Below are 25,763 nucleotides of genomic sequence, written 5' to 3'. Positions count from 1 at the left end.
CCATGGTGGTGAGTGAGAAGCCAATGGGCGGTGCAGACCGTCTGGCGCAGGATTTCGTGCAGTTTGCCGTCGATGCGGGCGTGCTGCGTTTTGGCGAATTCAAGACCAAGGCCGGGCGCATCAGCCCGTACTTCTTCAATGCCGGGCTGTTTGACGATGGCGCCAAGATGGCCCGTCTGTCCGAATTCTATGCAAAAGCCATTCTGGCCAGCGGCATGGAGTTTGATATGGTCTTCGGGCCTGCCTACAAGGGCATCCCTTTGGCAGCCACGGTGGCGGTGGAGCTGGCGCGCCAGGGCAAGAACGTACCCTTCGCCTACAACCGCAAGGAAGCCAAGGACCACGGCGAAGGCGGCACTTTGGTGGGTGCTCCCCTCAAGGGCCGCGTGCTCATCATTGACGACGTGATGTCGGCCGGTACGGCCGCGCGCGAGTCGATTGCCATCATCAAGGCGGCCGGTGCCCAGCCGCATGCCGTGGCCATCGCTCTGGACCGTCAGGAAATGGCGACGGAGAATGGTCAGGATGTGCCGCACAGCGCCGTGCAATATGTGCGCAATCAGCTGGGCATGCAGGTCTGTGCGATTGCCAAGCTGGCAGATCTGTTGCTCTATCTCGAGCAGCAGGGCGGGGATGCCGGCCGCGAGCATCATGAACGCGTGCTGGCCTACCGTCAGCGTTATGGTGTCGAAGACAAGGAATAAACACCCAAATGAAGCAGGCCTTGCATGCAAAACTGAGTTTGTATGTGGTAGCTACCGTCTGGGCAGGGGCCATGCCGGCTCAAGCCCAGGCCAATAGCGGTGGTATCTACGCCTGCACGGATGCCAATGGGCGGCGCATCACGGCCGACAGGCCGATTGCCTCCTGCGTCGATCGCGAGCAGCGTGTGCTCGGCAACACGGGGGTCGAAGTGCGCCGCGTGGGTCCCACGCTGACCGATCAGGAGCGCAGCGCACAGGAGGCCAAGCGCCGCCAGGACCAGGCCGAGCAGCAGCGCCTGCGCGAGGAGCGCTCGCGCGAGCGCGCCATTCTGGCGCGCTTTCCCAGCCAGGGCGTGCATGACGCTGCCAGAGCCGAGGCGATTGCTCAGGTCAACGATGTGATCGGCGTGGCTCAGAAGCGCCTGGTCGATCTTCAGGAACGTCGCCGCAAGCTCAACACCGAGCTGGAGTTCTATCAGAACGATCCGAAGAAAGCTCCTGCCAATCTGCGCCGCCAGCTCGACGACAACACGGAATCCCAGGCCGAGCAGCAGCGCTTCATCAAGCAGCAGGAAGAGGAAAAGCAGCGCATCAACCAGCGCTTCGATGCCGAGCTGCAGCAGCTGCGCAAGCTATGGGCAGAGCTGCCGCCTGCCGCGCCGCGCTCGCACTGACGACAACGCCTTCAGTCTTCGTGGCCGTCTTTGTGCATGGCCATGACTCGACCCAGCAGCAGGGTCGCAATCCAGGCCACTGCCGCGATGATCAAGGGCATCTGCACCAGCAGCGGAGCCTGAGCCATGAGCATCAGCGCATCGGCTTGCCACAGCGCCCCATAACCCTTGAACAGGCCATAGGCCAGCCACAGCAGCATGCCTGCGCTGGCAATGGCGGCCATGCTGCGCATATTGCGTCCGTCACGGCTGCCTGCCGGAGTGCGCAGGGCCGAGCGCCATAGCCAGCCCACGGCGGCCAGTACCAGCAGCACGCAGGCCGCGACGGACAGCGGCAACCAGAGGGAAAGAGGAATCAGCGACATGGCGCCGCACTTTAGCCCAGTTGATCCCTGGATGAAAAAAGAAAATACCCACCGAGGTGGGCATGCATGTAGGGGCTTGTCAGCAGCTCAGTTTGCGCGCCAGACCACATGGTGGCCCGGCACGGACTGAATGCCCAGCACGGTGGCGTGGTGGGCGAGCAGCTCTTCGAAGGTCTTGGTGCTTTCGCTGCTGGCAGTGCTGCCTTCATATTCCGTGGCCACCTGTGTCGCGGTAAAGGAACTGGCTCCAAAGCTTTGCACGATGTTGCGCAGCTTGTCGAGGTTGGGGGTGAACACGGCGTCCATGGCAGCAACTCCTTTTCGGACAATCAAACCCGTACTGCCCATAGTTTATCCAGCAGTCCGTGCCAGGCAAGAGGGCCTTTGCCCGCATGGCTATTGATTGATGGAGAGCAAGGTGCGAATCACGTCGGAGCGCGTGATGACCCCGACCAGGGTCTTTCCGCGCAGTACGGCAATGAACTGAACGCTGTGCGATGCCAGCTCGTGCAGCAGATCGCCCATGGGCGTGTCTTCCTGCACGCTCATCTCTGGTGCGCGCATCAGCTCCTGGGCTATGGATTGCACCTTGGATGGCCGGCTGCGCAGGCGCTGCCAGAGATTTTGCTGCTGGCGCGAGCGATGGTCCTGCCAGAGCCAGTCGAACAGGTCGGCGCGCAGCACGCGGCCAATCAGCTCACCTTGCGCATCGACCACGGGAAGGCTTTTGATCAGATGGCGGTGAAACAGCTCGGCCACTTCCTCGAGCGGAGTCTGCGGGCTCACGGTCAGGAGCTTGGCGGACATGACGGTGCCGCAGTCCACGCTGGACAGTCGGCGCTTGATGGCCTCCTCCTCGGCGGCGGCCAGCAGCTCGCCCAGGTCCTCGGGTGTCAGGTTGTAGCTTTGCTCGAAGCGCTGCAGCAGCTGCTCCAGATCCTGCTCGCTCAGCGCCAGGCGCGTGGTGGGGCGCTGGGTCTTGGCCGCTTGAGGCGGCTGGTGCAGATAGGGGCGGCCGCAGGCACGGTGGTAGAGCACGCCGACTGCCGCAAGAACGCCAGAGAGTACGGCCATGGGAATCAGCAGATGCCAGCCAAGGGGAGCCATCTGTGCGGAAGCCAATACCGTCAGCAAGGCCACGGCGCCGCCCGGCGGGTGCAGGGCGCGCAGCAGCAGCATCAGGGCAATGGCTCCTGCCACGGCCAGCGCGGCCAGCGAGGTCTGGGACAGCATGGGGAATGCCCACAGCAGCAGCAAGGTATAGAGCGCAGGCACGGTGTTGCCGACCACACAGTTCCAGGGCTGGGCCAGCGGGCTGCTGGGCACGGCGAACACCAGCACGGCGGTGGCGCCCAGCGGTGCGAACAGGAACAGGGTGTTGGGAAAGAAATGCTCGACCAGCCCCACCAGAATGCCGGCCAGCGCGAGACCCAGACCTGCGCCGATACTGGCGCGGATCAGCTCTTTCCAAGAAGGGCGCGAGGCCACCGGCCCCAGGCGTTGCCACATTGTTTGCATGACGGACATAGGCTCAGGCTACGGGGCGCAAGATTGATAGCTGCTCCCGCAATGTTGTATTGATTAGTGCGGCAATTCTGTCAAAAAAAGCTCCACAGGGTGAGCTGTGGAGCTTTGGCGGGATTGGGGCCGCTTCAGGCAGTTGCGGCGGCTTGAACGGCTCCGGCACTCAGCATTTCGGCCAGCGGCTTGCGGCCCGAGGGCTGCTCGCGCTCGCGCAGATCGTCGGGCAGCGTGGAGGCATCGGCGCGGCGGCCCACGGCGATCACGCATTCGGGCACCAGATGCTCGGGCAGGTTCAGCACCTTGCGGGCTTCATCGGCAGAGAAGCCGCCCATGGCGTGCGTGGCCAGACCCATGGCATGGGCCTGCAGCGCCAGATAGCCCCAGGCGCAGCCCGCATCGAAGCTGTGCTTGGCGGCGGAAGCCTGCTTGTCCGACAGCAGCACAATCAGCGCGCCGCCATTCAGGCACCAGCGGCGGTTGGCTTCGTTGGGTATCTGCGAAAACGCCTGCCAGTTTGCGTCATTGCGCAGGGCGTAGGCAAAGTGCCAGGGCTGCTTGTTGCTGGCCGAAGGCGCCCAGCGGGCGGCTTCCACCAGCTGCTCGATCTGGGCCGCACTCAGTGCTTCAGGCACAAAGGCGCGAGGCGACATGCGCTCGATGAATTGTGCGTGGACGGGGACGGTACTGCTACGGGTGGTGCTCATGGTGATATCACTGAACTGAAAAGAAAAGGGCCCGCCTACTGTACAGAGACGGGCCCGAAACCATAGCGCAAGCTCCAGCCTTTTTTGCCGGAGCCGGAACATCAGGACTTTTGACCCGATTGCGCGCCGATGCCGCGCAGATGACGCTCCATGCGGAACATCACCAGTGCCATCATCACCATCACCAGGCAGGAAATCAGCAGCGTGGCAAAAGCCGTGTCCATGCCCAGAAACTCCCACTTTTCCTCATCGGGGTTGTCGCCGCGCAGCTTGGCGGCCGTACGGTCGAACGACAGCGTGTAGTTGGTCAGCAAGGTGTTGACGATCTGCGGGGCGGACTGCTGCTGCAGCTTCTTGGCCAGGCTTTCATTGCCCAGAACCTTCTCCAGCGCCACGGGCAGTCCCTTGATGTAGGCCGTGTACGAGCCCTCGCCATGCTCCATCTCGGCGGCCTGGGCACGGTCGTTGATTTCGGAGGCCAGGTTCACCGGATCCATCAGCATGGCGTCTTCGCCCGCAGCCTCGGCGGCTGCCGCAATCGCTGCATCGGCTGCAGCATCGGTGGCGGCTCTGGCCATGCGGTCCTCGCGGGTCAGCGAGATGCGGCGCGCCGTCCAGGCAGCATCCACTTCGGCAGCGGCCGCGTCGGCAGCCTCCTTGTCGCAGCAGGAGTTTTCACGTGCCTCGCGCATCTTGATCTGGCGGTTGACGTCGTCGGCCGAGGGCAGGGCATCGCCCTTGAGCAAGGGGTGGATCGGATCCAGGCCCTGGCTGCTGTTTTCCGTTTCTACGCGTTTGCGTGCAGCCGTGTCCCGGTAGATGAAGCCACGCAGCAGGCCGTCGGCCTTGCGGAAATCCGGACGCAGGGCGGGGTCGGCCAGACGCTTTTCCATGGGCACGGCGTTGCCGAGGACGCTCAGGTCGCGACCAGTCTCTTCTTCCATGTACTTGAGGTCGTAGGGCGCATCCTTCCAGTTCAGCGCCGTTGCGCCGGCAGTGGCGATATCTGGCTTCTTGGGCTTGTAGTGGTCCCAGATCCAGTGGCCCATGCCAAACAGCACAAAGATGGAAAAGGCGAGCAAGACAAGACGCAGAACTTGAATCAGCAAATCTTCTGCGCGTCGCAAGAGGGTCAGCATAGGCAGCAAATCCTTGTAAAAAGCTTGAGTGGTCTGCACTTTCAACTATGAAATTGGAAGCGCGTGAATGATCGCGATTGTAGGAAGCGAATCGGAAAGTCGTAATTTGTTACAGGTGGGTCGACCAATGCACGCTTCTGTCCCGCCCTGCGTTCTTTTTGGGCCTGGGACGCCGGTGCGGCTCCTCTTGACTTCATGAAGGGGCGATGCACCCAGATCCTGTAACGGAATTACGAAACCGCTGTAATGGAGTTTTGATGGATCGAGGCTGGATCATGGGTAAGACGTCGCTGGATAAATCGAAGATCAAGTTTTTGCTGCTCGAGGGCATACATCCCTCCGCGCTCAAGGTGCTGCATGACGCGGGCTACACCAATGTGGAGGCACTGACCGGCGCGCTGGACGGCGAGGAGCTCAAGCGCAAGATCGCCGACGTTCACTTTGTCGGCATCCGTTCGCGCACCCAGCTCACGGCCGATGTGTTCGCGGCCGCGCAGAAGCTGGTGGCCGTGGGCTGCTTTTGCATCGGCACCAACCAGGTGGATCTCAACGCAGCGCGCGAGCGCGGTGTGGTGGTCTTCAACGCGCCTTACTCCAACACCCGTTCGGTAGCGGAGCTGGTGCTGGGCGAAGCCATTTTGCTGCTGCGCGGCATCCCCGAGAAGAATGCCGTCTCCCACCGCGGCGGCTGGAAGAAGAGCGCGGAGAATTCCTTCGAGATCCGCGGCAAGACGCTGGGCATCGTCGGCTATGGCTCCATCGGCACCCAGCTGTCGGTGCTGGCAGAAGGCCTGGGCATGAAGGTCATCTTCCACGACGTGGTGACCAAGTTGCCGCTGGGCAATGCCCAGCAGAGCAGCGGTCTCAACGAGCTGCTGGCCCAGTCCGATATCGTCACCCTGCATGTGCCCGAGCTGGCCTCCACCAACGGCATGATGGGAGCGGCCCAGATTGCCGCCATGAAGCCCGGCAGCATTCTGATCAATGCATCGCGCGGCACCGTGGTCGATATCGAGGCCCTGGCCGAGTCGCTCAAGAGCGGCAAGCTGCTGGGCGCGGCCATCGACGTTTTTCCCAAGGAGCCCAAGAGCAACAAGGACGAATTCCTGTCGCCGCTGCGCGGCATGGACAACGTCATCCTCACGCCGCATATCGGCGGCTCCACCATAGAGGCGCAGGCCAATATCGGTCTGGAAGTGGCGGAAAAGCTGGTCAAGTACAGCGACAACGGCACGACCACCTCGGCCGTCAACTTCCCCGAAGTGGCACTGCCCGAGCACCCCGGCAACAACCGCATCCTGCATGTGCACGAGAACCGTCCCGGCATTCTCTCTGCCATCAACCAGGTGTTTGCCGACAACGGCATCAATATCGCGGGCCAGTACCTGCGCACCGATGAGAAAGTGGGCTATGTGGTGATCGATATCGATGCCAAGTCCTCGGCGCTGGCGCTGGAGAAGCTCGCGCAGATCGCGGGCACCATCCGCTGCCGTGTGCTGTTCTGAAGCCTTGGCAGCTGAACGAAAAAAGGAGACCTCGGTCTCCTTTTTTCATGGACCGGCCATTGGCGATGCCAGGAGCTGGCCCGAAGGGTGCGCGACGGTCATGGTGTTGCGCGCCGCTGATGCTAGGCTTGTGCCATTAAAGATTCTCCCGCTTGCACAATGAATACACCAATCAAGAGAGAGTTCACCTTCCGTGGCGTGCTGCTCGGCGCGCTCATCACCCTGGCGTTCACCGCCGCCAACGTCTATCTGGGACTCAAGGTCGGGTTGACCTTTGCCTCGGCGATTCCCGCTGCCGTGATCTCCATGGCGCTGCTCTATCGCTTCAAGGATTCCAACATCCTTGAAAACAATCTGGTGCAGACCCAGGCCTCCGCAGCTGGCACCTTGTCTTCGGTCATCTTTGTGCTGCCGGCACTGCTCATGCTGGGGCTGTGGACGGGTTTCCCGTTCTGGCAGACGGCATTGATCTGTGCGGCCGGCGGTACGCTGGGCGTGCTCTACACCGTGCCCCTGCGTCGCGTGCTGGTGGTGCAGTCCGAGCTGCCCTATCCAGAGGGCGTGGCCGCTGCCGAGGTGTTGCGCGTAGGCGACGAGCAGCGCCATCTCCACGATCCGCAGAACCAGGGCAAACCACGCAGTTCGGGCTTGCGCGAGCTGGGCTGGGGCACGGGGCTGGCCGCGTTGTTCGGCTTTCTCAGTGGCGGTCTGCGTCTGCTCGGAGATGCCTTCAATTTCTGGATTCCCGCAGGCGGCGTGGCCTTTCGCGTGGCAGCGGGCTTCTCGCCGGCCCTGCTGGCCGCCGGCTATCTGATGGGCGCGGCCGCAGGCATTGCCGTGCTTGTGGGGCTGGCGCTGTGCTGGGGTGTGGTCGTGCCCTGGCTGACGGCCCAGGCTTCTCCTGCGGCTGGCCAGGCGCTCTCCGAGCTGTCCACCCAGCTCTGGGGCAGCAAGGCCCGCTTTCTGGGGGCGGGCGTCATCGGGATCTCGGCGCTGTGGACCGTGGCAACGCTGGCCAAGCCCATTGTCCAGGCGATTCGCAACCAGCCTGCACGCAGCGTTGCCGAGAGCGGCGGTGGCGACGAAACCGACAAGGACATGCCGCGCAGCTGGATGCTGATGATAGGAGCTGCCGCCCTGGGCGTTCTGTTCCTGGTGGTCAATGACTTCATCGCCGGGCATATGCCCGAGCTGGCCGCTGGCGCACGCTACGGCCTGGCGGCCCTGTGCGTGCTGTTCGCAGCCCTGTTCGGTTTTCTGGTGGCGGCGGCCTGCGGCTATATGGCCGGTCTGGTCGGCTCTTCGGCCAGCCCCATCTCGGGTATCGGCATCATTGCCACCTTGCTGATGGGCGTGGCCCTGCTGGCGCTGCATGCCCTGGTGCCGGCCTATGCCAGCGCCGTCGCGGGGCAGATGGGCATTGCACTGGTGCTGTTCATGGTTTCGGCCGTTCTGGCCATGGCCGCCATCTCCAACGACAACCTGCAGGATCTCAAGACCGGCTACCTGGTGGGCGCCACGCCCTGGCGTCAGCAGATCGTGCTCATCATCGGCTGCCTTGTGGGCGCGCTGGTCATACCGCCCGTGCTGGATCTGCTCTACAACGCCTACGGTTTTGCGGGCAGCATGCCGCGTGCCGGCATGGACCCGAATCAGGCCCTGGCCGCGCCGCAGGCCACGCTGATGATGCAGATTGCCAGCGGCATCTTCAAGGGCTCGCTGGACTGGAGCATGCTGGGTCTGGGCGTGGCCGTGGGCATTGCCGTGATCCTGATCGATCTGGCCCTGCGCAAGAGCGGCAAGGGCGCGCTGCCGCCGCTGGCCGTGGGCCTGGGCATCTATCTGCCTCCCACCATAGGCCTGACGCTGACCATAGGCGCGGTGCTGGGCTGGTGTATTGCCAGAGCCATCAAGGCCTATGCGCAGCGCGGCGGCAAGGACTGGACGGCGGCGGCCGAGGAGCGCGGCCTGCTGCTGGCGTCCGGCTTGATCGTGGGCGAGAGCCTAATGGGCCTGCTGATTGCGGCACTGATAGGCTTCAGCGGCAAGGATGCGCCGCTGGCCCTGGTTGGTGAGGGCTTTGCGCCCGCCATGTGGCTGGGCCTGGCCTATTTCGTGGGCCTGTGTGTGTTCTTTTATCGCCGGGTGCTGCGCAAATGAAGACAGGAAGATTCGACGGGGAACAGGCCGAATACCGCCAGGGCAACTTTGCCTTTGCCCATGAGTGGCTGCAGGAGTTCAAGACCCTGGACGAGGTGCTGGAGCGGCTGGACGCGCTGCGCGCCACCGACCCTGCACATCGCTACCTCTGCACGCTGGACGATGTGAGCCAGTGCAGCTACACCAGCGGCCATGCGAGCCAGGATGAGCGCCTGTATCTGGATGACCCCGAGGACATGAACTGGGAGGATCCGGCGCAGGAGCAGGCCCTGACGCTGGCATCGTTGCAGCACCGGGTGGCCCAGCTGCAGCGGCCCGGACTGGTGCAGGACTGGGCGCAGGTCTGCGGCACGCTGCTGCTGGCCGCCGAGGACGTGGATGCCCTGCTGCTGGCCAACCGCAGTCCCGAGGTGCTGCTCGATGACGTGGTCTATGTCCAGCGTCTGCCCGTGCCCAGCGACGAGCTCATGATTGCGGGCCAGCCCAACGGCTATTTCAGCGCGGACTGGGACAGCTTCCAGAACCACGCCGTCATCCGCCATCTTGTGGCGCAATATGGCTATCGCTTCTTCGGCATGGGCGCCGCATGGATGGGCTTTGTGCGCTGCAGCCTGCCCGATGCGGCGCTGGTCGAGCGGCTGATAGAAGATTTGCGCATGCTCTACGGCCAGGGGCAGGGCGAGGTGCGAGAGCATGCGGGCTGGGCACAGCTGGCGTCTGTGCTGCTATCTCGGCGTACGCTGATGCTCGGTTACGCCGAGAATCTGGCCGAAGGCCTGGGGCTGGATCAGCTTCCTTATGAAAGCGCCATGAAAAGCTGACAAGGCTGGATTCGTCACCGCCGGAGCCGGCCATGGGATGCACGGTTTCATCGGTGATGGTTTTATAGTGTGCGGGCTACCCCCGCGGCGCAGGCCGCTTTTTGCAACTGAAGGAGAAACCAATGGCAGGTCATTTCGAGTTGAGCAAGAGCAGCGATGGGCAGTTCCGGTTTGTGCTGAAGGCCAGCAACGGCGAGATCATTCTCACCAGCGAGCTGTACAAGACCCGGGCGGCAGCCGAGAACGGCATCGCCTCGGTGCAGACCAATAGCCCGCTGGCCGAGCGCTACGAGAAAAAGACAGCCAGCAACGGCAAGGAGCATTTCAACCTCAAGGCTGCCAACCACCAGGTTATCGGCACAAGCCAGCTCTATGCCTCGGCGGCATCGCGCGATGCGGGCATTGAGTCCGTCAGGAAAAACGGCGCGACGACGGTCGTCAAGGATCTGACTGGCACTTGAAACCCATCGCCGGACAGCACCTGCTGGGAGCGTCAGAGGCCTTTCAGGCCTCTTTTTGATGCCCGTCCACAAACTGCTCTATGGCGCTCCAGAAGCCGTTGGCGCGGAAGATGGTCGAGTGATTCGCCTGGGCGAATGCCTGCACCTGAACCGCCTTGCCCTTGAGGCTGTGCAGCAGCGCATCGGTGCGCTCGGGCTGCACCACCTGATCGAGTCCGGCGCGCAGCACCAGAATCGGCCCATGGTAATTGCGCAGATGCGCGGCAGAGTCGAACGGATCGCGCAGCAGCAGCTCCACGGGCAGCCAGCCATACATGCCGCGCACCGTGTTCAGAATGCTGTCGAAGGGAGTGACCAGCACCAGCTGCTCCGGCTGGCGCAGATCGGCCACGGCAGCCGCCACGCCCGTGCCCAGACTGCGGCCGATCACGGTGATGGGCAGTTGGGGGTGCAGGCGCCTGACCTCATCGAACAGGGCGGCGGCATCGAGCTCCATCAGCTCCTGCGTGGGCTCGCCCTCGCTGGCGCCATAGCCGCGGTAGGCCAGCATATAGATATCGCTATGTGGCAGGCTGCGCGCCAGCTGCTGGCGCCGGTGGGCAATGTTCTCGGCATTGCCGCCAAAGTAGATCACTGCATTGCGCGCCTTGCCATCCGCCGGGTGCAACTGCCAGCCCCGCAGCAGTACATCGGCGCGCTGCAGCGAGAAATCGGTGCTCTCGGCCGCCACCTGCGTGCCGCCGCCCGGAAAAATCATCTGGCGCTGCTGCGCAAACATATAGCTGCAGATACAGATATAGACCGCCAGGCACAGGGCCAGCAGCCAGAGCAGGGGCTTGAGCAGCTTGGAGAACATGGAGCGCAAAAGTATGGGGTTTGCGCCGGATTGTGCGCAGATTTGTGTGGGTTTGGTGTGCGCTTTACCTCGGCTTTATGTAAGTGGTGGTTTGAGGAATTGATAGCGGGTGGCATTGGTGTTGCCTGCGGCTGGGGCTTGTTTGGCTCGTGTTTTGTCTTGACCGCATGCCTGCTTGGTTTTCAGAGAGCGGGTCTCGGCCCGCCTGCCGACTTACTTTCTTGCAGGTGCAAGAAAGTAAGCAAAGAACACCGCCCCTGCTGCCCACGACCCCTTCGCTGCGCTCTGGGGCGACCTGCGCCGTCAAGCTCTTGGGGCTGTGCGGCAAAACTCACTTCGCGTCTTCGACGCTCCGTTCAAACAGGTTGCCGCAGACTAGATGACGATGCAGTTGCACTCTGTGGTGCAACTGCCAACCCCAAGAGCTTGCCGTCGCAGGCGTGGGCACAAGGGGCAATACCGGATGCGGGATAGCTTCTTTGGAAAATTAATAGCTGCTACCGCAATACAGATAGGCGAGAGAAGCCAATTTCGTCATAACTCTCGCAGGCCGTCCGTACCCGCTTCCACCCGTGTGTTAGCGCCTGCGGCACGCGGGTCAGGCTGCGGGCAACGCTGCCGCAGGACAGCGTTGCATCGTGCTCTGACTTGCGGCAACGTGTTTGAGCGGCGCGCGCAGCGCAAAGCGAGTTTTGCTGCACCGCAGACTGAATGGCGTGACGCAGGTTTGCCCGCAGCGCAGCGAAGGGACGCAGACAGTCGGGGCGCATTCTTTGGGTTACCTTTCTTGTGCGAGCAAGAAAGGTAACTCGCCTGCCGGGGCGAGACCCGGCGCGGCCGGCCCGGCCTCTGTCGTGTACGACAAAAAAAGCGCTTTTTTGATAGCGGCTTACGCTGATGCGATGGAGCCAGAGACCGATTTGGCTTGAAGCCTCTGTTTTAGCGACATGCCTGATTAGTGGACAGTGGGCGGGTCTCAGCCCGCCATGCCGACCTACTTTCTACTGCCGGTATGCCGGATCACCAGAAAGTAGGCAAAGAGCCCGCCCCTACTGCCCCCGTTCCTTCGGCTGCGCCTGCGAGGGGACCAGACACCTAGCTATCACGCCCCCGGCAAAAAATACCCCGCCTTATGCTGATTCCGCGAACTGCTCACGCACAGCTTCAACCGCGCCTCCATGTACTGGCGCACTTCCGAGCGGTCGCACATCTGGGCCAGGTCTTCCCAATACAGCAGGCTGGTGAAAGAAGGCTTCGCGGACTCAGCCGTGTCGCCCTCGCTCATTTCTGCGGCGCGCGCAGGGGTGGGAACATAGATAGGTCCATTCACCGGGGCGTAGTGCTGCACCGGGCGGCCCGCGGCTTCTTCCTTGCGGCGCGAGGTCAGCACAAAGTAATGCTGGCGGGCGTCCGCCAGATGCGGTTTCTTGTCAGCGTCGAACACCTTGTCCAGGCGCTCCAGCCCTTTGGCCACATCGGCGGCGTAAGTCCAGTTGCTCAGGTATTTGGTCTCGATGAACAGAAAGACCTGGCGTGCAGGGTCGGAGATGAGGACATCTGCCAGCTTGCTGCGCAGGCGCTCGTGGCACAGGTAGGCGTGGGTGTCAAACGAGATATGGGGGTTCTGAATGCCCAGGTCTTCGCGGCCGGTGACTTCCTGGATGTAGCGGTTGAAATAAACGATGCGCTTGGCATAGCCGGCCGTGAATTCGTTGAAAAAGTAGCCGGCAAAGAACTTGGTGCAGAGGTTGCGCTCTTTTTCGGATTCGATGAGGGAGGCGTTCGAGAAGATCACAAAAACTTTCCTGAGCAGGCGGCGCAGGGCGTGGGAAGCGGCAAATAACAAGGCCGCAGGCATATGCTGCCTGCGGCCCTTAGAGCGTGTCCACATTATCTGGGGACACAGGCACGTCTTTGGGGACGTGCGTGTAACAGAGTTAGGCCAGCTTGGCCTTGAGCAGCTCGTTGACCTGGCCGGGGTTGGCCTTGCCCTTGGAGGCTTTCATGACCTGGCCGACCAGGGCGTTGAAGGCCTTGTCCTTGCCGGCGCGGTATTGCTCCACGTTGGCGGGGTTGGCGGCAATCACCTCGTCGATGATGGCTTCCAGTGCGCCGGTGTCGTTGGACTGCTTGAGGTCCTTGGCTTCAATGATGGCGTCCACATCTGAGCCTGCACCGGTCCACAGGGCTTCAAACACCTGCTTGGCGGAGTTGTTGCTGATGACATTGCCGTGGATGCGGGCGATCAGGGTGCCCAGCTGTTCGGCGGTGACCTTGACCTGGTCCATGCCGATCTCTTCCATGTTCAGGCGGCGCGAGATCTCGCCCATGATCCAGTTGGAGGCCAGCTTGGGCTGGCCGCAGGCCTTGGCGGCGGCTTCAAAGTAGGCGGCCATGGCCTGGCTTTGCGTCAGCGTGGTGGCGTCGTACTCGGGCAGGCCGTATTGCTCGACAAAGCGCGCGGCCATGGCGCGGGGCAGCTCGGGCATCTCGGCCTTGACCTGCTCCACCCACTCGGGCGCCACGACCAGCGGAGGCAGGTCGGGGTCGGGGAAGTAGCGGTAGTCGGCCGCATCTTCCTTGGTGCGCATGGCGCGGGTCTCGCCCGTGTCGGGGTTGAACAGCACGGTGGCCTGCTGGATCTTGTGGCCGTCCTCGATCTGCTCGATCTGCCAGAGGATTTCGTAGTCGATGGCGATCTGCATGTTCCTGAACGAGTTCAGGTTCTTGATCTCGCGGCGGGTGCCCAGCGGCTGGCCGGGCTTGCGCACGGAGACGTTGGCGTCGCAGCGGAACGAGCCTTCCTGCATGTTGCCGTCGCAGATGCCGATCCAGGTGACGATCTTGTGCAGCTCCTTGGCGTAGGCCACGGCTTCGGCAGTAGAGCGGATATCGGGCTCGGTCACGATTTCCAGCAGCGGCGTGCCGGCGCGGTTCAAATCGATGCCGGACTGGCCGATGAACTCGTCGTGCACCGACTTGCCTGCGTCTTCCTCAAGGTGGGCGCGCACCAGGCGCACGGTCTTGAGGACGTTGTTCTTGCCTTCTTCCAGATAGAAGCTGACTTCACCGCCTTGCACCACGGGGATCTCGAACTGGGAGATCTGGTAGCCCTTGGGCAGATCAGGGTAGAAGTAGTTCTTGCGCGCGAAGATGGAACGCGGCGCAATCGTCGAGCCCAGCGACAGGCCGAGCTTGATTGCGCATTCCACGGCCTTTTTGTTCATCACCGGCAGCGTGCCGGGCAGTGCCAGGTCCACGGCGCTGGCCTGGGTGTTGGGCTCGGCGCCGAAGGCGGTGCTGGCACGGCTGAAGATCTTGCTGTTGGTCGCCAGCTGGGTGTGGGTTTCGAAGCCGATGACGACTTCGTAGCCATTGATCAGTTTCACAGTCATTGCTCTGTGTGTCCTAACTGCTAAAAGAGAAGCGGCTTGCGCATGTTCTGATTAGGTTTCAGGTTGTTTTCATGCTGAAAATAAGTCAGTACAAGCGCAAGAAGCTATTAATTTTTAAATGCCAACAGGGCTCTTCAGGTGGAAGTCTGTCGCTTGCTGGAAGCGGTGGGCCGCATTCAGCAGCTTGGCTTCGCTGAAGTAGTTGCCGATCAGCTGCAGGCCCACGGGCATGCCGCCGTCGCCAAAGCCTGCGGGCAGGGACAGGCCGGGCAGGCCGGCCAGCGATGCGGGCAGGGTGAAGATGTCGGCCAGATAGTTGCTCACGGGGTCGGCCTTGCCGCCAATGGCCCAGGCCGTGGTGGGCGCTGCCGCACCGGCGATCACGTCGCAGTCCTTGAAGGCGGCCTGGAAGTCGTCGGCAATCATGCGGCGGATCTTCTGCGCCTGCAGATAGTAGGCGTCATAGTAGCCTTCGGACAGCACATAGGCGCCGATCATGATGCGTCGCTTGACCTCGTCGCCAAAGCCTTCGGCGCGGGTCTTCTTGTACATGTCGTTGAGGTCTTCGTACCTGGCGGCGCGATGGCCGAACTTCACGCCGTCAAAGCGCGACAGATTGGACGAAGCCTCGGCCGGAGCCAGGATGTAGTACACGGGCACGGACAGTTCGGTGCGCGGCAGGCTCACGGGCACCAGCTTGGCGCCCAGCTTTTCGTATTCCTTGAGCGCGGCGTCCACGGCTGTGCGGACATCGTCGGACAGGCCTTCACCAAAGAACTCGGCGGGCACGCCGATGCGCAGGCCTTCGATCGAGTCACCCAGGCGGGCAGTGAAGTCCTCGGCCGGGTAGTCCAGGCTGGTGGAGTCGCGGTCCAGATCGGGGCCGCACATCTCGCTCAGCAGCAGCGCGCAATCTTCGGCGCTGCGGCCCATGGGGCCGGCCTGGTCGAGGCTGGAGGCAAAGGCGATCATGCCGTAGCGGCTGGCGCGGCCGTAGGTGGGCTTGATGCCGGTGATGCCGCAGAACGAGGCGGGCTGGCGGATCGAGCCGCCGGTGTCGGTGCCGGTCACGGCCGGGGCCAGACGCGCGGCCACGGCAGCGGCCGAGCCGCCGGACGAACCGCCGGGCACGCGCTCGGTGTTCCAGGGGTTGCGCACAGGCTGGGCGCTGTCGAAGCCCACGGGGGCCACGGCCGAGTTCTCGTTGGCGCCGCCCATGGCGAATTCGTCGCAGTTGAGCTTGCCCAGGGTGACCACGCCAGCATCGGCCAGCTTCTTCACCACGGTGGCGTCAAACGGCGATTGGTAGCCCTCCAGCATCTTGCTGGCGGCGGTAGTGGGGAAGTCCTTGGTGACGAAGATGTCCTTGTGCGCGATGGGCACGCCGGCCAGCTTGCCGCCCTTGCCTTCGGCAATCAGGGCGTCTGCCGCCTTGGCCTGGGCCAGGGTGGCGTCTTCATTGATGGCGACAAAAGCGCCCAGGTTCTGGTGCTGCTTGGCGCGGGCCAGGAAATGCTGGGCGGCTTCGGTGGCAGAGACCTGCTTGGCGCGCAGTTGCGCGGCCAGCTCGGCCACGCTCAATTGGTGGAGTTCGGTTTGGCTCATGTTCTTGTGTGTCCCGCGCGTTTATTCGATGACCTTGGGCACGAGGAAGTAACCCTTTTCGGCTGCAGGGGCGTTCTGCATGTTGGCGTCGCGGTTATTGCCCTCACTTACCAAATCGTCACGTAGCCGTAAGGCGACGTCCTGGATGGCTGCCACCGGATGTGACAGAGGGCTGACGCCTGAAGTATCCACAGCCTGCATTTTTTCGACGATGCCGAAAAAGTTGTTTAGTTGCGCGAGCATGCGCTCACTTTCGTCTTGCGACAGCTCAAGGCGGGCCAAGTTGGCGATGCGCGCAATGTCTTGATCGTTCAATGCCATAGAAATTATTTAACAGGGCCGCCGCGTGTAAAGCAGTGTTTCTAACCCTGACAGTAGAAGTTATTCACAGGGGATACGGTATTATCTCGGCTTTGCCGCAATACCTCCGTTCGGCTGGTCATTGTGCAAAAAATGCCCACCACCCAGACTCCATTACCTTACATCCCGGCGACGGCTAGCCGATGCGCAAGCCGTGCCTGAGAGGACCCTGAATGTTCGGAGCTTTCCGTCGGTACTTCTCCACCGACCTTGCCATTGACCTTGGCACAGCTAACACCCTGATTTTCGCCCGAGACAAGGGCATTGTTCTGGACGAACCTTCGGTGGTTGCGATCCGTCACGAAGGCGGCCCCCACGGCAAGAAGGTGATCCAGGCTGTCGGCCGCGAAGCCAAGGCCATGCTGGGCAAGGTGCCCGGCAATATCGAAGCCATCCGTCCCATGAAGGACGGCGTGATCGCCGACTTCGTGATCACCGAGCAGATGATCAAGCAGTTCATCAAGATGGTGCATCCACGCTCGGTGCTGACGCCCAGCCCCCGCATCATCATCTGTGTGCCCTGCGGCTCCACCCAGGTCGAGCGCCGCGCCATCAAGGACGCCGCCGAAGCTGCGGGCGCCACAGCGGTGTACCTGATCGAAGAACCCATGGCAGCCGGTATCGGCGCGGGCCTGCCCGTGTCCGAAGCCTCGGGCTCCATGGTGGTGGACATCGGCGGCGGCACGACCGAAGTGGGCGTGATCTCGCTGGGCGGCATGGTCTACAAGGGTTCCGTGCGCGTGGGCGGCGACAAGTTCGACGAGTCCATCATCAGCTACATCCGCCGCAACTACGGCATGCTGATCGGCGAGCCCACGGCAGAACTGATCAAGAAGCAGATCGGCTCGGCTTTCCCCGGCTCCGAAGTCAAGGAACTGGAAGTCAAGGGTCGCAACCTGTCCGAAGGCGTGCCGCGCAGCTTCACCATCTCTTCCAACGAAGTGCTGGAAGCGCTGACCGATCCGCTCAACCAGATCGTTTCCGCCGTGAAGAACGCGCTGGAGCAGACGCCTCCCGAGCTGGGTGCCGACATTGCCGAACGCGGCATGATGCTGACCGGCGGCGGCGCGCTGCTGCGCGATCTGGATCGTCTGCTGGCCGAAGAAACCGGTCTGCCCGTGCTGGTGGCCGAAGAGCCGCTGACCTGCGTGGTGCGCGGCTGCGGCATGGCGCTGGAGACCATGGATCGCCAGGGCAGCATCTTCACCAGCGATTAATCGCTGTGCAATGTGGTGTTTTGCGGCACGCGGCATAGTGCGCGTACCGCAGCCACTTCCATGAACAGGGCCTGAGTCCGTGATACGCCTGCATACCGCGCTCTCTTTTTGCATTCCTTCTGGTTGGGAAGGCCGTACGCATACGGCTATGCCCAGGGAGCGCACATGAGCCTGGACACCCTGGACCACCGCGCTCCATCACTGTTCAAGCAACAGGCCTCGCGCACTTCCCAGCTTGCCCTCTACAGCGCCTTGGCGCTGTTTTTGATGGTAGCCGACGCGCGTTTCAAGATCACTACTCCCGTGCGCTCCGCCTTGTCGGTGGCGCTGTCGCCCGTGCAATGGGTGGTGGCCCAGCCGGTGCTGGCCTATCAGAACGCCAGCCGCTATGCCGAAGTGCAGCAGCAGGCCGTGGCCCGCGAGGATGCTGCACGCAAGGAGCTGGTCGTCATGGCTCAGCGTGCCGAACTGGCCGACGAGTTGATCAAGGAGAACGAGCATCTGCGCTCCATGCTGGAGTTGCGTGAGCGCTCGTTGACGCCGGGCCAGGTGGCCGAGGTGGTCTATGACAGTCCCGACCCCTATACGCGCCGCGTGGTGATCGACAAGGGGCAGGCCGACGGGGTCGAGCCGGGCTCTCCCGTACTGGATGAAAAAGGCGTGATAGGCCAGGTCACGCGCGTCTATCCGACGCGTGCCGAGGTCACGCTGCTCATCGATCGCGATCAGGCCATTCCCGTTTTCAACCCGCGCACTGGCGCGCGCAGCGTTGCCTATGGCGATGCGTCTTCGACCCGCGCCGGCGGGCTGGAGTTGCGCTTCATGCCCAGCAATGCCGATGTGCAGGTGGGCGATTTGCTCACTACCAGCGGTATTGACGGGCTGTATCCCTTGGGTTTGCCCGTGGCCAAGGTGGTGACGGTGGACCGCCGTGCCGACTCTGCCTTCACCCGCATCTACTGCGAGCCCGTGGGCCGCGTGCAGGGCGTGCGTCATGTGATGGTGCTCAAGCCTCAGGGCCGCACCGAACATCCCGAAGCCGCCAATATGCAGGCCAAGGCCGATGCCGAGAAGGCCGACCGCGCAGCCAAGGCGCGCGGCAAGAAGGAAGCCGCCGCTGCCGAAAAGGAGAAGGCCGCCGCTGAGAAGGCGGGTGCCAAGCCCGCGAAGGACCCCGCATGATCATGCCGCGCGGCCAGCAGCTGTTGCTGCCGGTCAACCCTCTGTTCATCGTCGTCACCCTGGTGATCGGACTGGCCATCAATATGCTGCCGCTGGGCCGCATCGTCTGGCTGCCGGACATGCTCATGTTGCTGCTGGCCTTCTGGAGCCTGAACCAGCCGCAGCGCGTGGGTCTGGGCATTGCCTTTGCGCTGGGCCTGATCATGGATGTGGACCGAGCCTCGCTGCTGGGCCAGCATGCGCTCGCCTACACCTTGCTGGTCTTCGTGACGGGCTGGATGAGTCGTCGTCTGCTCTGGTTCTCGAGCCCCGTGCAGGCCCTGCACCTGCTGCCGGTGTTTGCTGCGGCGCACGGCATTCAGGTACTGCTGCGTGTCGCGACAGGGGGTATCTTCCCAGGACTGGAGTTTCTGATAGCGCCAGTGATCGAGACCTTGCTGTGGCCTGTGGTCAGCGCTTTGCTGCTGGCGCCGCAGCGCCGTGCGCCGGACAGCGATGAAAACCGGCCTCTGTAGATGAAAGCCCCCTTGAGTCGCTGCGCGCCTTTCCCCCTCTCGCTTCGCGGGGGGGAACGACTGCCTCGCTGCGGGGCGGCCCTTGCTTGCAGTCACTGGCTTGGCGTGCGGGGAGCCTGCGCATGATGGAGATTCGCAACACCGAAGTCGAGCTGCAGCGCTTCCGGATGCGGGCAGTCGTCATGGGCTGCGTGGTATTTCTGGCGTTCTGTCTGCTAGTCTGGCGTCTGCTGGTGCTGCAGGTCGAGCGCCATGAGGAATTTGCCGAGCGGGCCGAGAGCAATCGCACGGCGGTGGTACCCATCGTGCCCAACCGGGGCCAGATCCTGGATCGCAACGGCGTGGTGCTGGCGACCAATTACTCGGCCTATACGCTGGAGATCACACGCTCGAAGGTCGAGGATCTGGACGAGACCATCGAGGGGCTGTCCGAGGTCATAGAGATCACGCCGCGCGACCGTCGCAAGTTCAAGCGGCTCATGGATGACTCCAAGAGCTTTGAGTCGATTCCGATCCGCTCGCGCCTGACGGATGAGGAAGTCGCCAAGTTCGCTGCTCAGCGTTATCGCTTTCCGGGCGTGGACATCAAGGCCCGCCTGTTCCGCACCTACCCGCTCAAGGAAACCGGCAGCCATCTGATCGGATACATCGGTCGTATCAATCAAAGGGAAAAAGAAGAGATCGACGAGTCCGATGATGCCGCCAACTACCGCGGCACCGAGGTCATGGGCAAGCTGGGTGCCGAAAAGAGCTATGAGCTGCAGCTGCACGGCCAGACCGGCTGGGAGGAAATGGAAACCTCGGCTGGCGGTCATGCCGTGCGCCGCCTGGGCAGCCGCCCCGCCACGCCGGGTCACAGCCTGCAGCTGTCGGTGGATATCAAGCTGCAGAAGATGGTGGAAGACCTCTACGGCAATCGCCGTGGCGTGGCCATCGCCATGGACCCGCGCAACGGCGAGGTGCTGGCCATGGTCAGCAAGCCGACCTACGACCCGAATCTGTTTGTCGACGGCATCGACCAGGAGAGCTGGAAGGCACTCAACGAATCGCTGGATCGCCCCTTGCTCAACCGCTCCATGCGCGGCACCTACCCGGTAGGCTCCACCTACAAGCCCTTCATGGGCCTGGCAGGCATAGAGACCGGCAAGCGCACGCCGGGCACGGTGATCCAGGACGGCGGCTCCTGGACTTTTGGCGGCCACACCTTCCGCTCCGGCCATGCGCTGGGCCCGGTGGACCTGGCGCGCGCCATCCAGCATTCCAGCAATGTCTATTTCTACACCCTGGCCAACGAGATGGGCGTGGATGCGATCCACGACTTCATGAAGCCGCTGGGCTTTGGCCAGATCACCGGCATCGATCTGCCCGGCGAGGTGCGCGGCGTGCTGCCCAGCAAGGAGTGGAAGCGCAAGACCTACAAGCGCGCCGCGCAGCAGCAATGGTTCGCGGGCGAGACGATTTCTCTGGGTATCGGCCAGGGCTACAACAACTTCACCATCCTCCAGCTCTCGCATGCGCTGGCCACGCTGGTCAACAACGGCATGAGCTTCACGCCCCATGTGGGCAAGGAGCTGATCGACTCCGTCACCGGTACGCGCACGGCCATTGTTCAGCCGGCACCCGTCAACCTGGGCTACAAGCAGAGCAATGTCGATGCGGTCAAGCGTGGCATGGTGGGGGTGGTGACCGGCGGCACGGGGCGTGGCGTATTCGGTAGTGCCAGCTATCTGTCGGGTGGCAAGACCGGCACGGCCCAGGCAGTGAGCGTTGGCCAGAAGGAAAAGTACAACGCTGCGCGTCTGGCTGAGTACCAGCGCGACCATTCGCTCTATATCGCCTACGGCCCGGCCGAAGCGCCCAGGATTGCCGTGGCCGTGATTGTGGAGAATGCCGGCTTCGGTGCAGCGGCTGCCGCACCCATCGCACGCCGCATCCTGGACTACTGGCTGGTGGGCAACTATCCCAGCGAGGCTGATATCGCTGCCGTGCGCCAGGGCAAGGCGGGCGCACCGATCGGCACGCCGCGCCGTGTGGAAGATATCTCGGTGCTGTCCGACGACGAAACAGCACCTTGATAAATTGATGGCTGTTAACGCTTTCTGTGTAATGGCTTAACGCAGAAAAGCGTCGTAGCCCGTCTTCAGAATCAGCAGGCTGACCACGCCGATGAAAATCGTGCGTACAAAGCCGGTTCCGTGGCGCAAGGCCATCCAGGTGCCCAGCATGCTGCCCAGCACGTTGGCCACGGCCAGCGGGATGGCAAAGTGCCACCAGACATGGCCCTTGAGCGTGAACAGCAGCAGTGCTGCGGCGTTGGAGGCCAGATTCAGCAGCTTGGCGCTGGCAGAGGCGTTGAGGAAGTCATAGCCCAGCAGGCGCACGAACAGGAACACGAAGAAGCTGCCCGTGCCCGGGCCGAAGAAGCCGTCGTAGAAACCGATCAGCAGGCCGATGGCGCTGGCGGTCAACATCTCGGTGCGGCCTGCCAGGCGCGGTTCGTGGTCGCGGCCCAGCTCTTTTTTGGCCAGGGTGTAGCCCAGCACGCCAAGCAGGATGAAGGGCAGCAGCTTGCGCAGAAAATCGGGCGAAATCAACGTGACGGCCCAGGCTCCGAGAAAAGCTCCCACCAGCGTCGTGCCGATGGCGGGCAGCAGTGTGGCCCAGGTGATATGGACGCGCTTGCTGTACTGCCAGGCGGAAATGGCCGTGCCCCAGACGGCGGCGCTCTTGTTGGTGCCAAACAGCGTGGCGGGCGTGGTGGTGGGGAAGGCCGCAAACATGGCCGGCACCAGAATCAGTCCGCCGCCTCCCACGATGGCGTCAACAAACCCGGCCAGGGCCGAGGCGAGAGAAACAAGAATCCATTCCATGGAGCAAATGCCTGCAATTGGTGCATGCCGTGAGCAGCGCCCGCTGCCGCTGGGGCGGCGCTGCCGGAGGCGGGATGAAGAAGCCAGGGGAGAGAGGGCGTGAAGGCCCGAAGATGGCGCCGGCATTGTCGCACCGCCGCCTCAAGCTTGTGCGCAGGCATAAAAAAAGCGCCCACTGAGGGGCGCTTTTGAACGCATCTTTGATGCTTTTATATGTATTGGTCTGGTTGTGTCGAGTTGTCTCCTCGGCCCTCCATGCTGCTTCGTGGAGCAGCGAGAGTGACGAGAATGTAAGGGCTGCACCTGTGTGGTGCATTGGGGAATTCCCTTGGGTTATATCAAAAACGTCTGACAAATGAATCAGAAAGTTTCGTGACATCCTTATGAGTTTTGCGATATTTCAAAAACAATAGCGTCATATGCTTATAAGCAAAAGATCTCTGAAGACTTTGATTCATGGAGCATGACGTCGCGCGGGATTCTTCCGCTCGGACAGGCTTTGCGCTCCAGAGCGAATTTCAGGCGCTGACGGGCTTGTCACAGTGAATCGCTCGGATTTTCGAGAGGCCGTTTTTCAGGTTGCATCACGAATCCACTGCGCCGCCTTTTCGGCCATCATCAGCGTCGGGCTGTTGGTATTGCCGCTGGTGATGGTAGGCATGGCGCCGGCATCGACCACGCGCAGGCCCTGCACGCCTCGCACCTTGAAGCGGCTGTCCAGGACCGCCATCGGGTCGTCGGCTCGCCCCATCTTGGTCGTGCCCACGGGGTGGAAGATGGTGGTGGCGATATCGCCGGCCAGACGCGCCAGCTCCTCGTCGCTCTGGTATTGAACACCGGGCTTGAACTCTTCGGGCTGGAAGGGCGCAAGCGCCGGCTGGCTGACGATGCGCCGCGTGACACGCAGGCTGTCTGCTGCCACCTGCCGGTCTTCGGCCGTGCAGAGGTAGTTGGGTGCGATGGCCGGAGCCTGGCGGAAGTCGGCGCCCTGCAACTGCACCGTGCCGCGGCTGCTGGGGTTGAGGTTGCAGACGCTGGCGGTGAAGGCGGCAAAGTCGTGCAGCGGCTCGCCAAAGGCATCCAGCGACAGCGGTTGCACGTGATATTCCAGATTGGGGTGGGCCAGCGCCGGATTGCTGCGTGTAAAGGCCCCTAGTTGCGAGGGGGCCATGCTCATGGGGCCGCTGCGCTTGAGTGCGTATTCCAGGGCTATGGCCGCCTTGCCCCAGAGACTGCCGGCCATGGTGTTGAGCGTCTTGGCGTTGTGCACCTTGTAGACCGAGCGGATTTGCAGGTGGTCCTGCAGATTGGCGCCCACGCCGGGCAGATCGCGGCGCACGGCCACGGCATGGCGCTGCAGCAATTCGCCGGGGCCGATGCCCGACAGTTGCAGGATATGCGGCGAGTTGACCGCACCCGCGCAGAGCAGCACTTCGCGCCCGGCCTGTACGGTCACCATCTCGTCTCCGGTCCAGACTTCGGCGCCGGTGCAGCGCTGGCTGCCGTCTGGCAGATCTTCCAGAATCAGCCTGCGTACCTGGGCCCGGGTCCACATTTCGAAATTGGGGCGGCCATAGCAGGTGGGACGCAGAAAGGCCTTGGCCGTGTTCCAGCGCAGGCCCGATTTCTGGTTGACCTCGAAGTAGCCCACGCCCTCGTTGCAGCCACGGTTGAAGTCGTCGGTGGCCGGGATGCCGGCCTGCTGCGCCGCCTGGGCAAAGGCGTCGAGTATGTCCCAGCGCAGACGCTGCTTCTCCACGCGCCACTCGCCGCTGCCGCCCGTGCTCTTGCTGCCGTGCAGGCGTTTGAACTCTTCGCCGGCATTGCCTCCGGGGTCCAGACGCCAGTGATCCTCGTGCTGCCTGAAGGCCGGCAGGACCTGCTCCCAGCGCCAGGTGTCGTCGCCGGTCAGATTGGCCCATTGCTCGTAGTCGCGGGACTGGCCGCGCATATAGATCATGCCGTTGATGCTGGAGCAGCCACCCAGTGTCTTGCCGCGCGGATAGCGCAGGCTGCGGCCGTTGAGTCCGGGGTCAGGTTCGGTTTGGTAGAGCCAGTCGGTGCGCGGGTTGCCTATGCAATAGAGATACCCCACAGGGATATGGATCCAGTGGTAGTCATCCTTGCCGCCTGCTTCGATCAGCAGAACCCGGTGATTCTTGTTGCGGGTGAGACGGTTGCACAGCAGCGAACCTGCTGTACCGCCGCCGATGACGATGTAGTCGAACTGGGTATCACTCATGGGCAGATCAAAAGGCCGGTACAGCTTGGCGCAGAGGCCAGAGCGTCAGGCAGTCATGGGCAGAAAGTCCGGTTCATTAGGTGCGATGACCTTGCCAGTGTCGATAGGGAAAGCGCTCGCATACTCCTGTTTTGGAAGCTGTCGGCGTAGTACTGGTTTTGACTTTCGCGAGTTTTTGATAAAAATTGCAACGCTATCATTGCGTGGCATGCGGCAGCGGCCTACGTGCTGCGGTTGGCATGTTCCTCGCTTGGCGCGTTATGCTGGCCCCTGCGGCCAGCCCGTCTCCCTCATGTCCTAGGAAGCTTTTCTTTGCCCAGCTCAGACCAACTACCTCAATGCCCGCTGCAGTCCCGCGAAGGTCAGCAATGGGCTGTGCCTGTGGGCCGCTGGAGTGCTGCCGAGCTGGGCGACCGCCATATCTGGCGTCAGCTGGCGCCGCAGATCAGGGCGGTTCCCAAGGGCGCGGCCTGGGATCTGCAGCAGATGGTCTGGTTCGACCATATCGGTGCGCAGCTGCTGTGGGAGCAATGGGGCAAGGCCTGGCCAGCCCACTTGCTGACGACCAAGACCCAGCGCTCCATGCTGGAGCGAGTGGCCAGATTCAGCGAAGTACCCGAGCCCAAGCCCGAGCCCTCGGGCTGGATGTGCGAGGTCAATCGACTGGGGCAGATGGTGATCGACGCCTGCGGGCACTTTTCCAACTTGATTCAACTGGTCGGTCAGTTGCTGCTGGACTGCCTGCGATTGCTGCGCAATCCTTTTCGTGGCCCCTGGCGCGATATTTCAGGCCACCTCTATGCGACGGGGGCGACAGCCTTGCCGATCACGGCCCTGGTGGGCTTTCTGATCGGCGTGGTGCTGGCCTATCTGATGGCGCTGCAGCTGCGCCAGTTCGGGGCCGAGTCCTTTATCGTCAACATTCTTGGCATCTCGCTGATCCGCGAGCTGGGACCGCTGCTGGCGGCGATTCTGGTGGCAGGGCGCAGCGGCTCGGCCATTACGGCGCAGATCGGTGTGATGCGCGTGACCGAAGAGCTCGACGCCATGCAGGTCATGGGCATCTCCCAGGGCTACCGGCTGGTGCTGCCGCGTGCGCTCGCGCTGGCCGTGTCCATGCCGCTGGTGGCGTTGTGGACCATTCTTGCGGCACTGGCGGGCGGCATGGTCGCGGCGGACCTGACCATGGACATCACGCCGTCTTACTTCATTCAAAGTCTGCCTGCGGCCGTAAAGATCGGCAATCTGGTGCTGGCCATGGGCAAGTCCGTGGTGTTTGGTGTGCTGATTGCCCTGATCGGCTGCCATTGGGGCCTGAAGGTAGAGCCCAATACCCAGAGCCTGGGGCGCGGCACCACGGCGGCGGTGGTGTCATCCATCACCATGGTCATCATCGTGGATGCCATCTTTGCCATCCTCTTCAGAAACGTGGGCTTTTAGGATGAACTACCCCCTGTGCGGCTT

Annotated in this window: 23 protein-coding genes; 11 read left to right on the top strand and 12 right to left on the bottom strand. The window is 62.8% G+C overall.

Annotated elements, in window-relative coordinates; all coding sequences use genetic code 11:
• Positions 1 to 2 precede the first annotated feature (2 nt).
• Entirely contained in the window at positions 3 to 704 is a 702-nt protein-coding gene (gene pyrE, locus DFO48_RS12075) for an orotate phosphoribosyltransferase (protein WP_003074587.1), read from the top strand.
• Positions 705 to 712: 8 nt separating this feature from the next.
• Complete coding sequence (locus DFO48_RS12070; protein WP_003074589.1) at positions 713 to 1,378, top strand: hypothetical protein; 666 nt, start codon at positions 713 to 715, stop codon at positions 1,376 to 1,378.
• Between the two features lie 11 nt (positions 1,379 to 1,389).
• Here the strand turns inward: DFO48_RS12070 and DFO48_RS12065 are convergent, their stop codons facing one another.
• The 5 genes from DFO48_RS12065 to DFO48_RS12045 all read right to left on the bottom strand — a co-directional run bounded on the left by DFO48_RS12065 (position 1,390) and on the right by DFO48_RS12045 (position 5,110).
• Complete coding sequence (locus DFO48_RS12065; protein ID WP_003074592.1) at positions 1,390 to 1,743, bottom strand: hypothetical protein; 354 nt, start codon at positions 1,741 to 1,743, stop codon at positions 1,390 to 1,392.
• An 87-nt stretch (positions 1,744 to 1,830) separates the two neighbouring features.
• Positions 1,831 to 2,049, bottom strand: coding sequence for a hypothetical protein (locus DFO48_RS12060; RefSeq protein ID WP_003074595.1), 219 nt, complete (start codon positions 2,047 to 2,049; stop codon positions 1,831 to 1,833).
• Positions 2,050 to 2,139: 90 nt separating this feature from the next.
• Positions 2,140 to 3,261: an HPP family protein gene (locus tag DFO48_RS12055; RefSeq protein WP_233506386.1), complete on the bottom strand. Its 1,122-nt coding sequence runs from the start codon at positions 3,259 to 3,261 to the stop codon at positions 2,140 to 2,142.
• Positions 3,262 to 3,395: 134 nt separating this feature from the next.
• Positions 3,396 to 3,971: a nitroreductase family protein gene (locus DFO48_RS12050; RefSeq protein WP_114863540.1), complete on the bottom strand. Its 576-nt coding sequence runs from the start codon at positions 3,969 to 3,971 to the stop codon at positions 3,396 to 3,398.
• Positions 3,972 to 4,072: 101 nt separating this feature from the next.
• On the bottom strand, positions 4,073 to 5,110 hold the full coding sequence (locus DFO48_RS12045; RefSeq protein ID WP_114863822.1) for a hypothetical protein: 1,038 nt from the start codon (positions 5,108 to 5,110) through the stop codon (positions 4,073 to 4,075).
• A 275-nt stretch (positions 5,111 to 5,385) separates the two neighbouring features.
• Between DFO48_RS12045 and serA the strand changes: the two genes are divergently transcribed.
• From serA to DFO48_RS12025, 4 genes are all read left to right on the top strand, one after another.
• A complete protein-coding gene (gene serA / locus DFO48_RS12040) occupies positions 5,386 to 6,615 on the top strand; it encodes a phosphoglycerate dehydrogenase (protein ID WP_114863821.1) in 1,230 nt (409 codons plus the stop codon).
• 159 nt (positions 6,616 to 6,774) lie between these two features.
• A complete protein-coding gene (locus DFO48_RS12035) occupies positions 6,775 to 8,775 on the top strand; it encodes an OPT family oligopeptide transporter (RefSeq protein ID WP_114863539.1) in 2,001 nt (666 codons plus the stop codon).
• On the top strand, positions 8,772 to 9,596 hold the full coding sequence (locus DFO48_RS12030; protein ID WP_114863538.1) for a hypothetical protein: 825 nt from the start codon (positions 8,772 to 8,774) through the stop codon (positions 9,594 to 9,596). The genes DFO48_RS12035 and DFO48_RS12030 overlap by 4 nt, the downstream gene beginning before the upstream one ends.
• A gap of 122 nt (positions 9,597 to 9,718) precedes the next feature.
• Entirely contained in the window at positions 9,719 to 10,057 is a 339-nt protein-coding gene (locus tag DFO48_RS12025) for a YegP family protein (RefSeq protein ID WP_034372308.1), read from the top strand.
• A gap of 43 nt (positions 10,058 to 10,100) precedes the next feature.
• Here DFO48_RS12025 and DFO48_RS12020 read toward each other — a convergent pair whose 3' ends face one another.
• The 5 genes from DFO48_RS12020 to gatC form a co-directional block, all read right to left on the bottom strand.
• Positions 10,101 to 10,913, bottom strand: coding sequence for an alpha/beta hydrolase (locus tag DFO48_RS12020; protein WP_114863537.1), 813 nt, complete (start codon positions 10,911 to 10,913; stop codon positions 10,101 to 10,103).
• A gap of 1,102 nt (positions 10,914 to 12,015) precedes the next feature.
• A complete protein-coding gene (locus tag DFO48_RS12015) occupies positions 12,016 to 12,708 on the bottom strand; it encodes a hypothetical protein (RefSeq protein ID WP_034348382.1) in 693 nt (230 codons plus the stop codon).
• Between the two features lie 142 nt (positions 12,709 to 12,850).
• Positions 12,851 to 14,308 (bottom strand): Asp-tRNA(Asn)/Glu-tRNA(Gln) amidotransferase subunit GatB, encoded by a 1,458-nt coding sequence (gene gatB, locus DFO48_RS12010; RefSeq protein ID WP_114863536.1) that lies wholly within the window; start codon positions 14,306 to 14,308, stop codon positions 12,851 to 12,853.
• A gap of 114 nt (positions 14,309 to 14,422) precedes the next feature.
• Positions 14,423 to 15,913: an Asp-tRNA(Asn)/Glu-tRNA(Gln) amidotransferase subunit GatA gene (gatA, locus tag DFO48_RS12005; RefSeq protein ID WP_003074626.1), complete on the bottom strand. Its 1,491-nt coding sequence runs from the start codon at positions 15,911 to 15,913 to the stop codon at positions 14,423 to 14,425.
• 21 nt (positions 15,914 to 15,934) lie between these two features.
• The gene (gene gatC / locus DFO48_RS12000) at positions 15,935 to 16,234 is read right to left on the bottom strand and encodes an Asp-tRNA(Asn)/Glu-tRNA(Gln) amidotransferase subunit GatC (protein WP_003074628.1); all 300 of its coding nucleotides are present in this window, start codon (positions 16,232 to 16,234) and stop codon (positions 15,935 to 15,937) included.
• Positions 16,235 to 16,446: 212 nt separating this feature from the next.
• Between gatC and DFO48_RS11995 the strand changes: the two genes are divergently transcribed.
• The 4 genes from DFO48_RS11995 (at position 16,447) to mrdA (ending at position 21,262) form a co-directional block, all read left to right on the top strand.
• A complete protein-coding gene (locus DFO48_RS11995; RefSeq protein ID WP_003059473.1) occupies positions 16,447 to 17,490 on the top strand; it encodes a rod shape-determining protein in 1,044 nt (347 codons plus the stop codon).
• Between the two features lie 165 nt (positions 17,491 to 17,655).
• A complete protein-coding gene (gene mreC, locus DFO48_RS11990) occupies positions 17,656 to 18,672 on the top strand; it encodes a rod shape-determining protein MreC (protein WP_003074630.1) in 1,017 nt (338 codons plus the stop codon).
• Entirely contained in the window at positions 18,669 to 19,187 is a 519-nt protein-coding gene (mreD, locus tag DFO48_RS11985; RefSeq protein ID WP_003074633.1) for a rod shape-determining protein MreD, read from the top strand. The genes mreC and mreD overlap by 4 nt, the downstream gene beginning before the upstream one ends.
• 122 nt (positions 19,188 to 19,309) lie before the next feature.
• On the top strand, positions 19,310 to 21,262 hold the full coding sequence (gene mrdA / locus DFO48_RS11980) for a penicillin-binding protein 2 (protein WP_003074634.1): 1,953 nt from the start codon (positions 19,310 to 19,312) through the stop codon (positions 21,260 to 21,262).
• 36 nt (positions 21,263 to 21,298) lie between these two features.
• Here mrdA and DFO48_RS11975 read toward each other — a convergent pair whose 3' ends face one another.
• On the bottom strand, positions 21,299 to 22,057 hold the full coding sequence (locus DFO48_RS11975) for a TSUP family transporter (RefSeq protein WP_003074636.1): 759 nt from the start codon (positions 22,055 to 22,057) through the stop codon (positions 21,299 to 21,301).
• A 574-nt stretch (positions 22,058 to 22,631) separates the two neighbouring features.
• A complete protein-coding gene (locus DFO48_RS11970; RefSeq protein WP_114863535.1) occupies positions 22,632 to 24,299 on the bottom strand; it encodes a GMC family oxidoreductase in 1,668 nt (555 codons plus the stop codon).
• Between the two features lie 312 nt (positions 24,300 to 24,611).
• Here DFO48_RS11970 and DFO48_RS11965 point away from each other — a divergent pair, with 312 nt between their 5' ends.
• Entirely contained in the window at positions 24,612 to 25,739 is a 1,128-nt protein-coding gene (locus tag DFO48_RS11965; RefSeq protein ID WP_003074640.1) for an ABC transporter permease, read from the top strand.
• Positions 25,740 to 25,763: the final 24 nt, after the last annotated feature.

The sequence above is a fragment of the Comamonas sp. AG1104 genome (assembly GCF_003350425.1).
Classification (GTDB): domain Bacteria; phylum Pseudomonadota; class Gammaproteobacteria; order Burkholderiales; family Burkholderiaceae_C; genus Comamonas; species Comamonas testosteroni.
The sequence above is the reverse complement of the archived record's forward strand: the minus strand, read 5'-3'. Positions and strand labels throughout refer to the sequence as shown.

Excerpts from the sequence above, each read along its gene's own strand:
- pyrE (WP_003074587.1), top strand. The coding sequence starts at position 3 with ATGGTGGTGAGTGAGAAGCCAATGGGCGGTGCAGACCGTCTGGCGCAG.
- DFO48_RS12070 (WP_003074589.1), top strand. The coding sequence starts at position 713 with ATGAAGCAGGCCTTGCATGCAAAACTGAGTTTGTATGTGGTAGCTACC.
- DFO48_RS12065 (WP_003074592.1), bottom strand. The coding sequence starts at position 1,743 with ATGTCGCTGATTCCTCTTTCCCTCTGGTTGCCGCTGTCCGTCGCGGCC.
- DFO48_RS12060 (WP_003074595.1), bottom strand. The coding sequence starts at position 2,049 with ATGGACGCCGTGTTCACCCCCAACCTCGACAAGCTGCGCAACATCGTG.
- DFO48_RS12055 (WP_233506386.1), bottom strand. The coding sequence starts at position 3,261 with ATGCAAACAATGTGGCAACGCCTGGGGCCGGTGGCCTCGCGCCCTTCT.
- DFO48_RS12050 (WP_114863540.1), bottom strand. The coding sequence starts at position 3,971 with ATGAGCACCACCCGTAGCAGTACCGTCCCCGTCCACGCACAATTCATC.
- DFO48_RS12045 (WP_114863822.1), bottom strand. The coding sequence starts at position 5,110 with ATGCTGACCCTCTTGCGACGCGCAGAAGATTTGCTGATTCAAGTTCTG.
- serA (WP_114863821.1), top strand. The coding sequence starts at position 5,386 with ATGGGTAAGACGTCGCTGGATAAATCGAAGATCAAGTTTTTGCTGCTC.
- DFO48_RS12035 (WP_114863539.1), top strand. The coding sequence starts at position 6,775 with ATGAATACACCAATCAAGAGAGAGTTCACCTTCCGTGGCGTGCTGCTC.
- DFO48_RS12030 (WP_114863538.1), top strand. The coding sequence starts at position 8,772 with ATGAAGACAGGAAGATTCGACGGGGAACAGGCCGAATACCGCCAGGGC.
- DFO48_RS12025 (WP_034372308.1), top strand. The coding sequence starts at position 9,719 with ATGGCAGGTCATTTCGAGTTGAGCAAGAGCAGCGATGGGCAGTTCCGG.
- DFO48_RS12020 (WP_114863537.1), bottom strand. The coding sequence starts at position 10,913 with ATGTTCTCCAAGCTGCTCAAGCCCCTGCTCTGGCTGCTGGCCCTGTGC.
- gatB (WP_114863536.1), bottom strand. The coding sequence starts at position 14,308 with ATGACTGTGAAACTGATCAATGGCTACGAAGTCGTCATCGGCTTCGAA.
- gatA (WP_003074626.1), bottom strand. The coding sequence starts at position 15,913 with ATGAGCCAAACCGAACTCCACCAATTGAGCGTGGCCGAGCTGGCCGCG.
- gatC (WP_003074628.1), bottom strand. The coding sequence starts at position 16,234 with ATGGCATTGAACGATCAAGACATTGCGCGCATCGCCAACTTGGCCCGC.
- DFO48_RS11995 (WP_003059473.1), top strand. The coding sequence starts at position 16,447 with ATGTTCGGAGCTTTCCGTCGGTACTTCTCCACCGACCTTGCCATTGAC.
- mreC (WP_003074630.1), top strand. The coding sequence starts at position 17,656 with ATGAGCCTGGACACCCTGGACCACCGCGCTCCATCACTGTTCAAGCAA.
- mreD (WP_003074633.1), top strand. The coding sequence starts at position 18,669 with ATGATCATGCCGCGCGGCCAGCAGCTGTTGCTGCCGGTCAACCCTCTG.
- mrdA (WP_003074634.1), top strand. The coding sequence starts at position 19,310 with ATGATGGAGATTCGCAACACCGAAGTCGAGCTGCAGCGCTTCCGGATG.
- DFO48_RS11975 (WP_003074636.1), bottom strand. The coding sequence starts at position 22,057 with ATGGAATGGATTCTTGTTTCTCTCGCCTCGGCCCTGGCCGGGTTTGTT.
- DFO48_RS11970 (WP_114863535.1), bottom strand. The coding sequence starts at position 24,299 with ATGAGTGATACCCAGTTCGACTACATCGTCATCGGCGGCGGTACAGCA.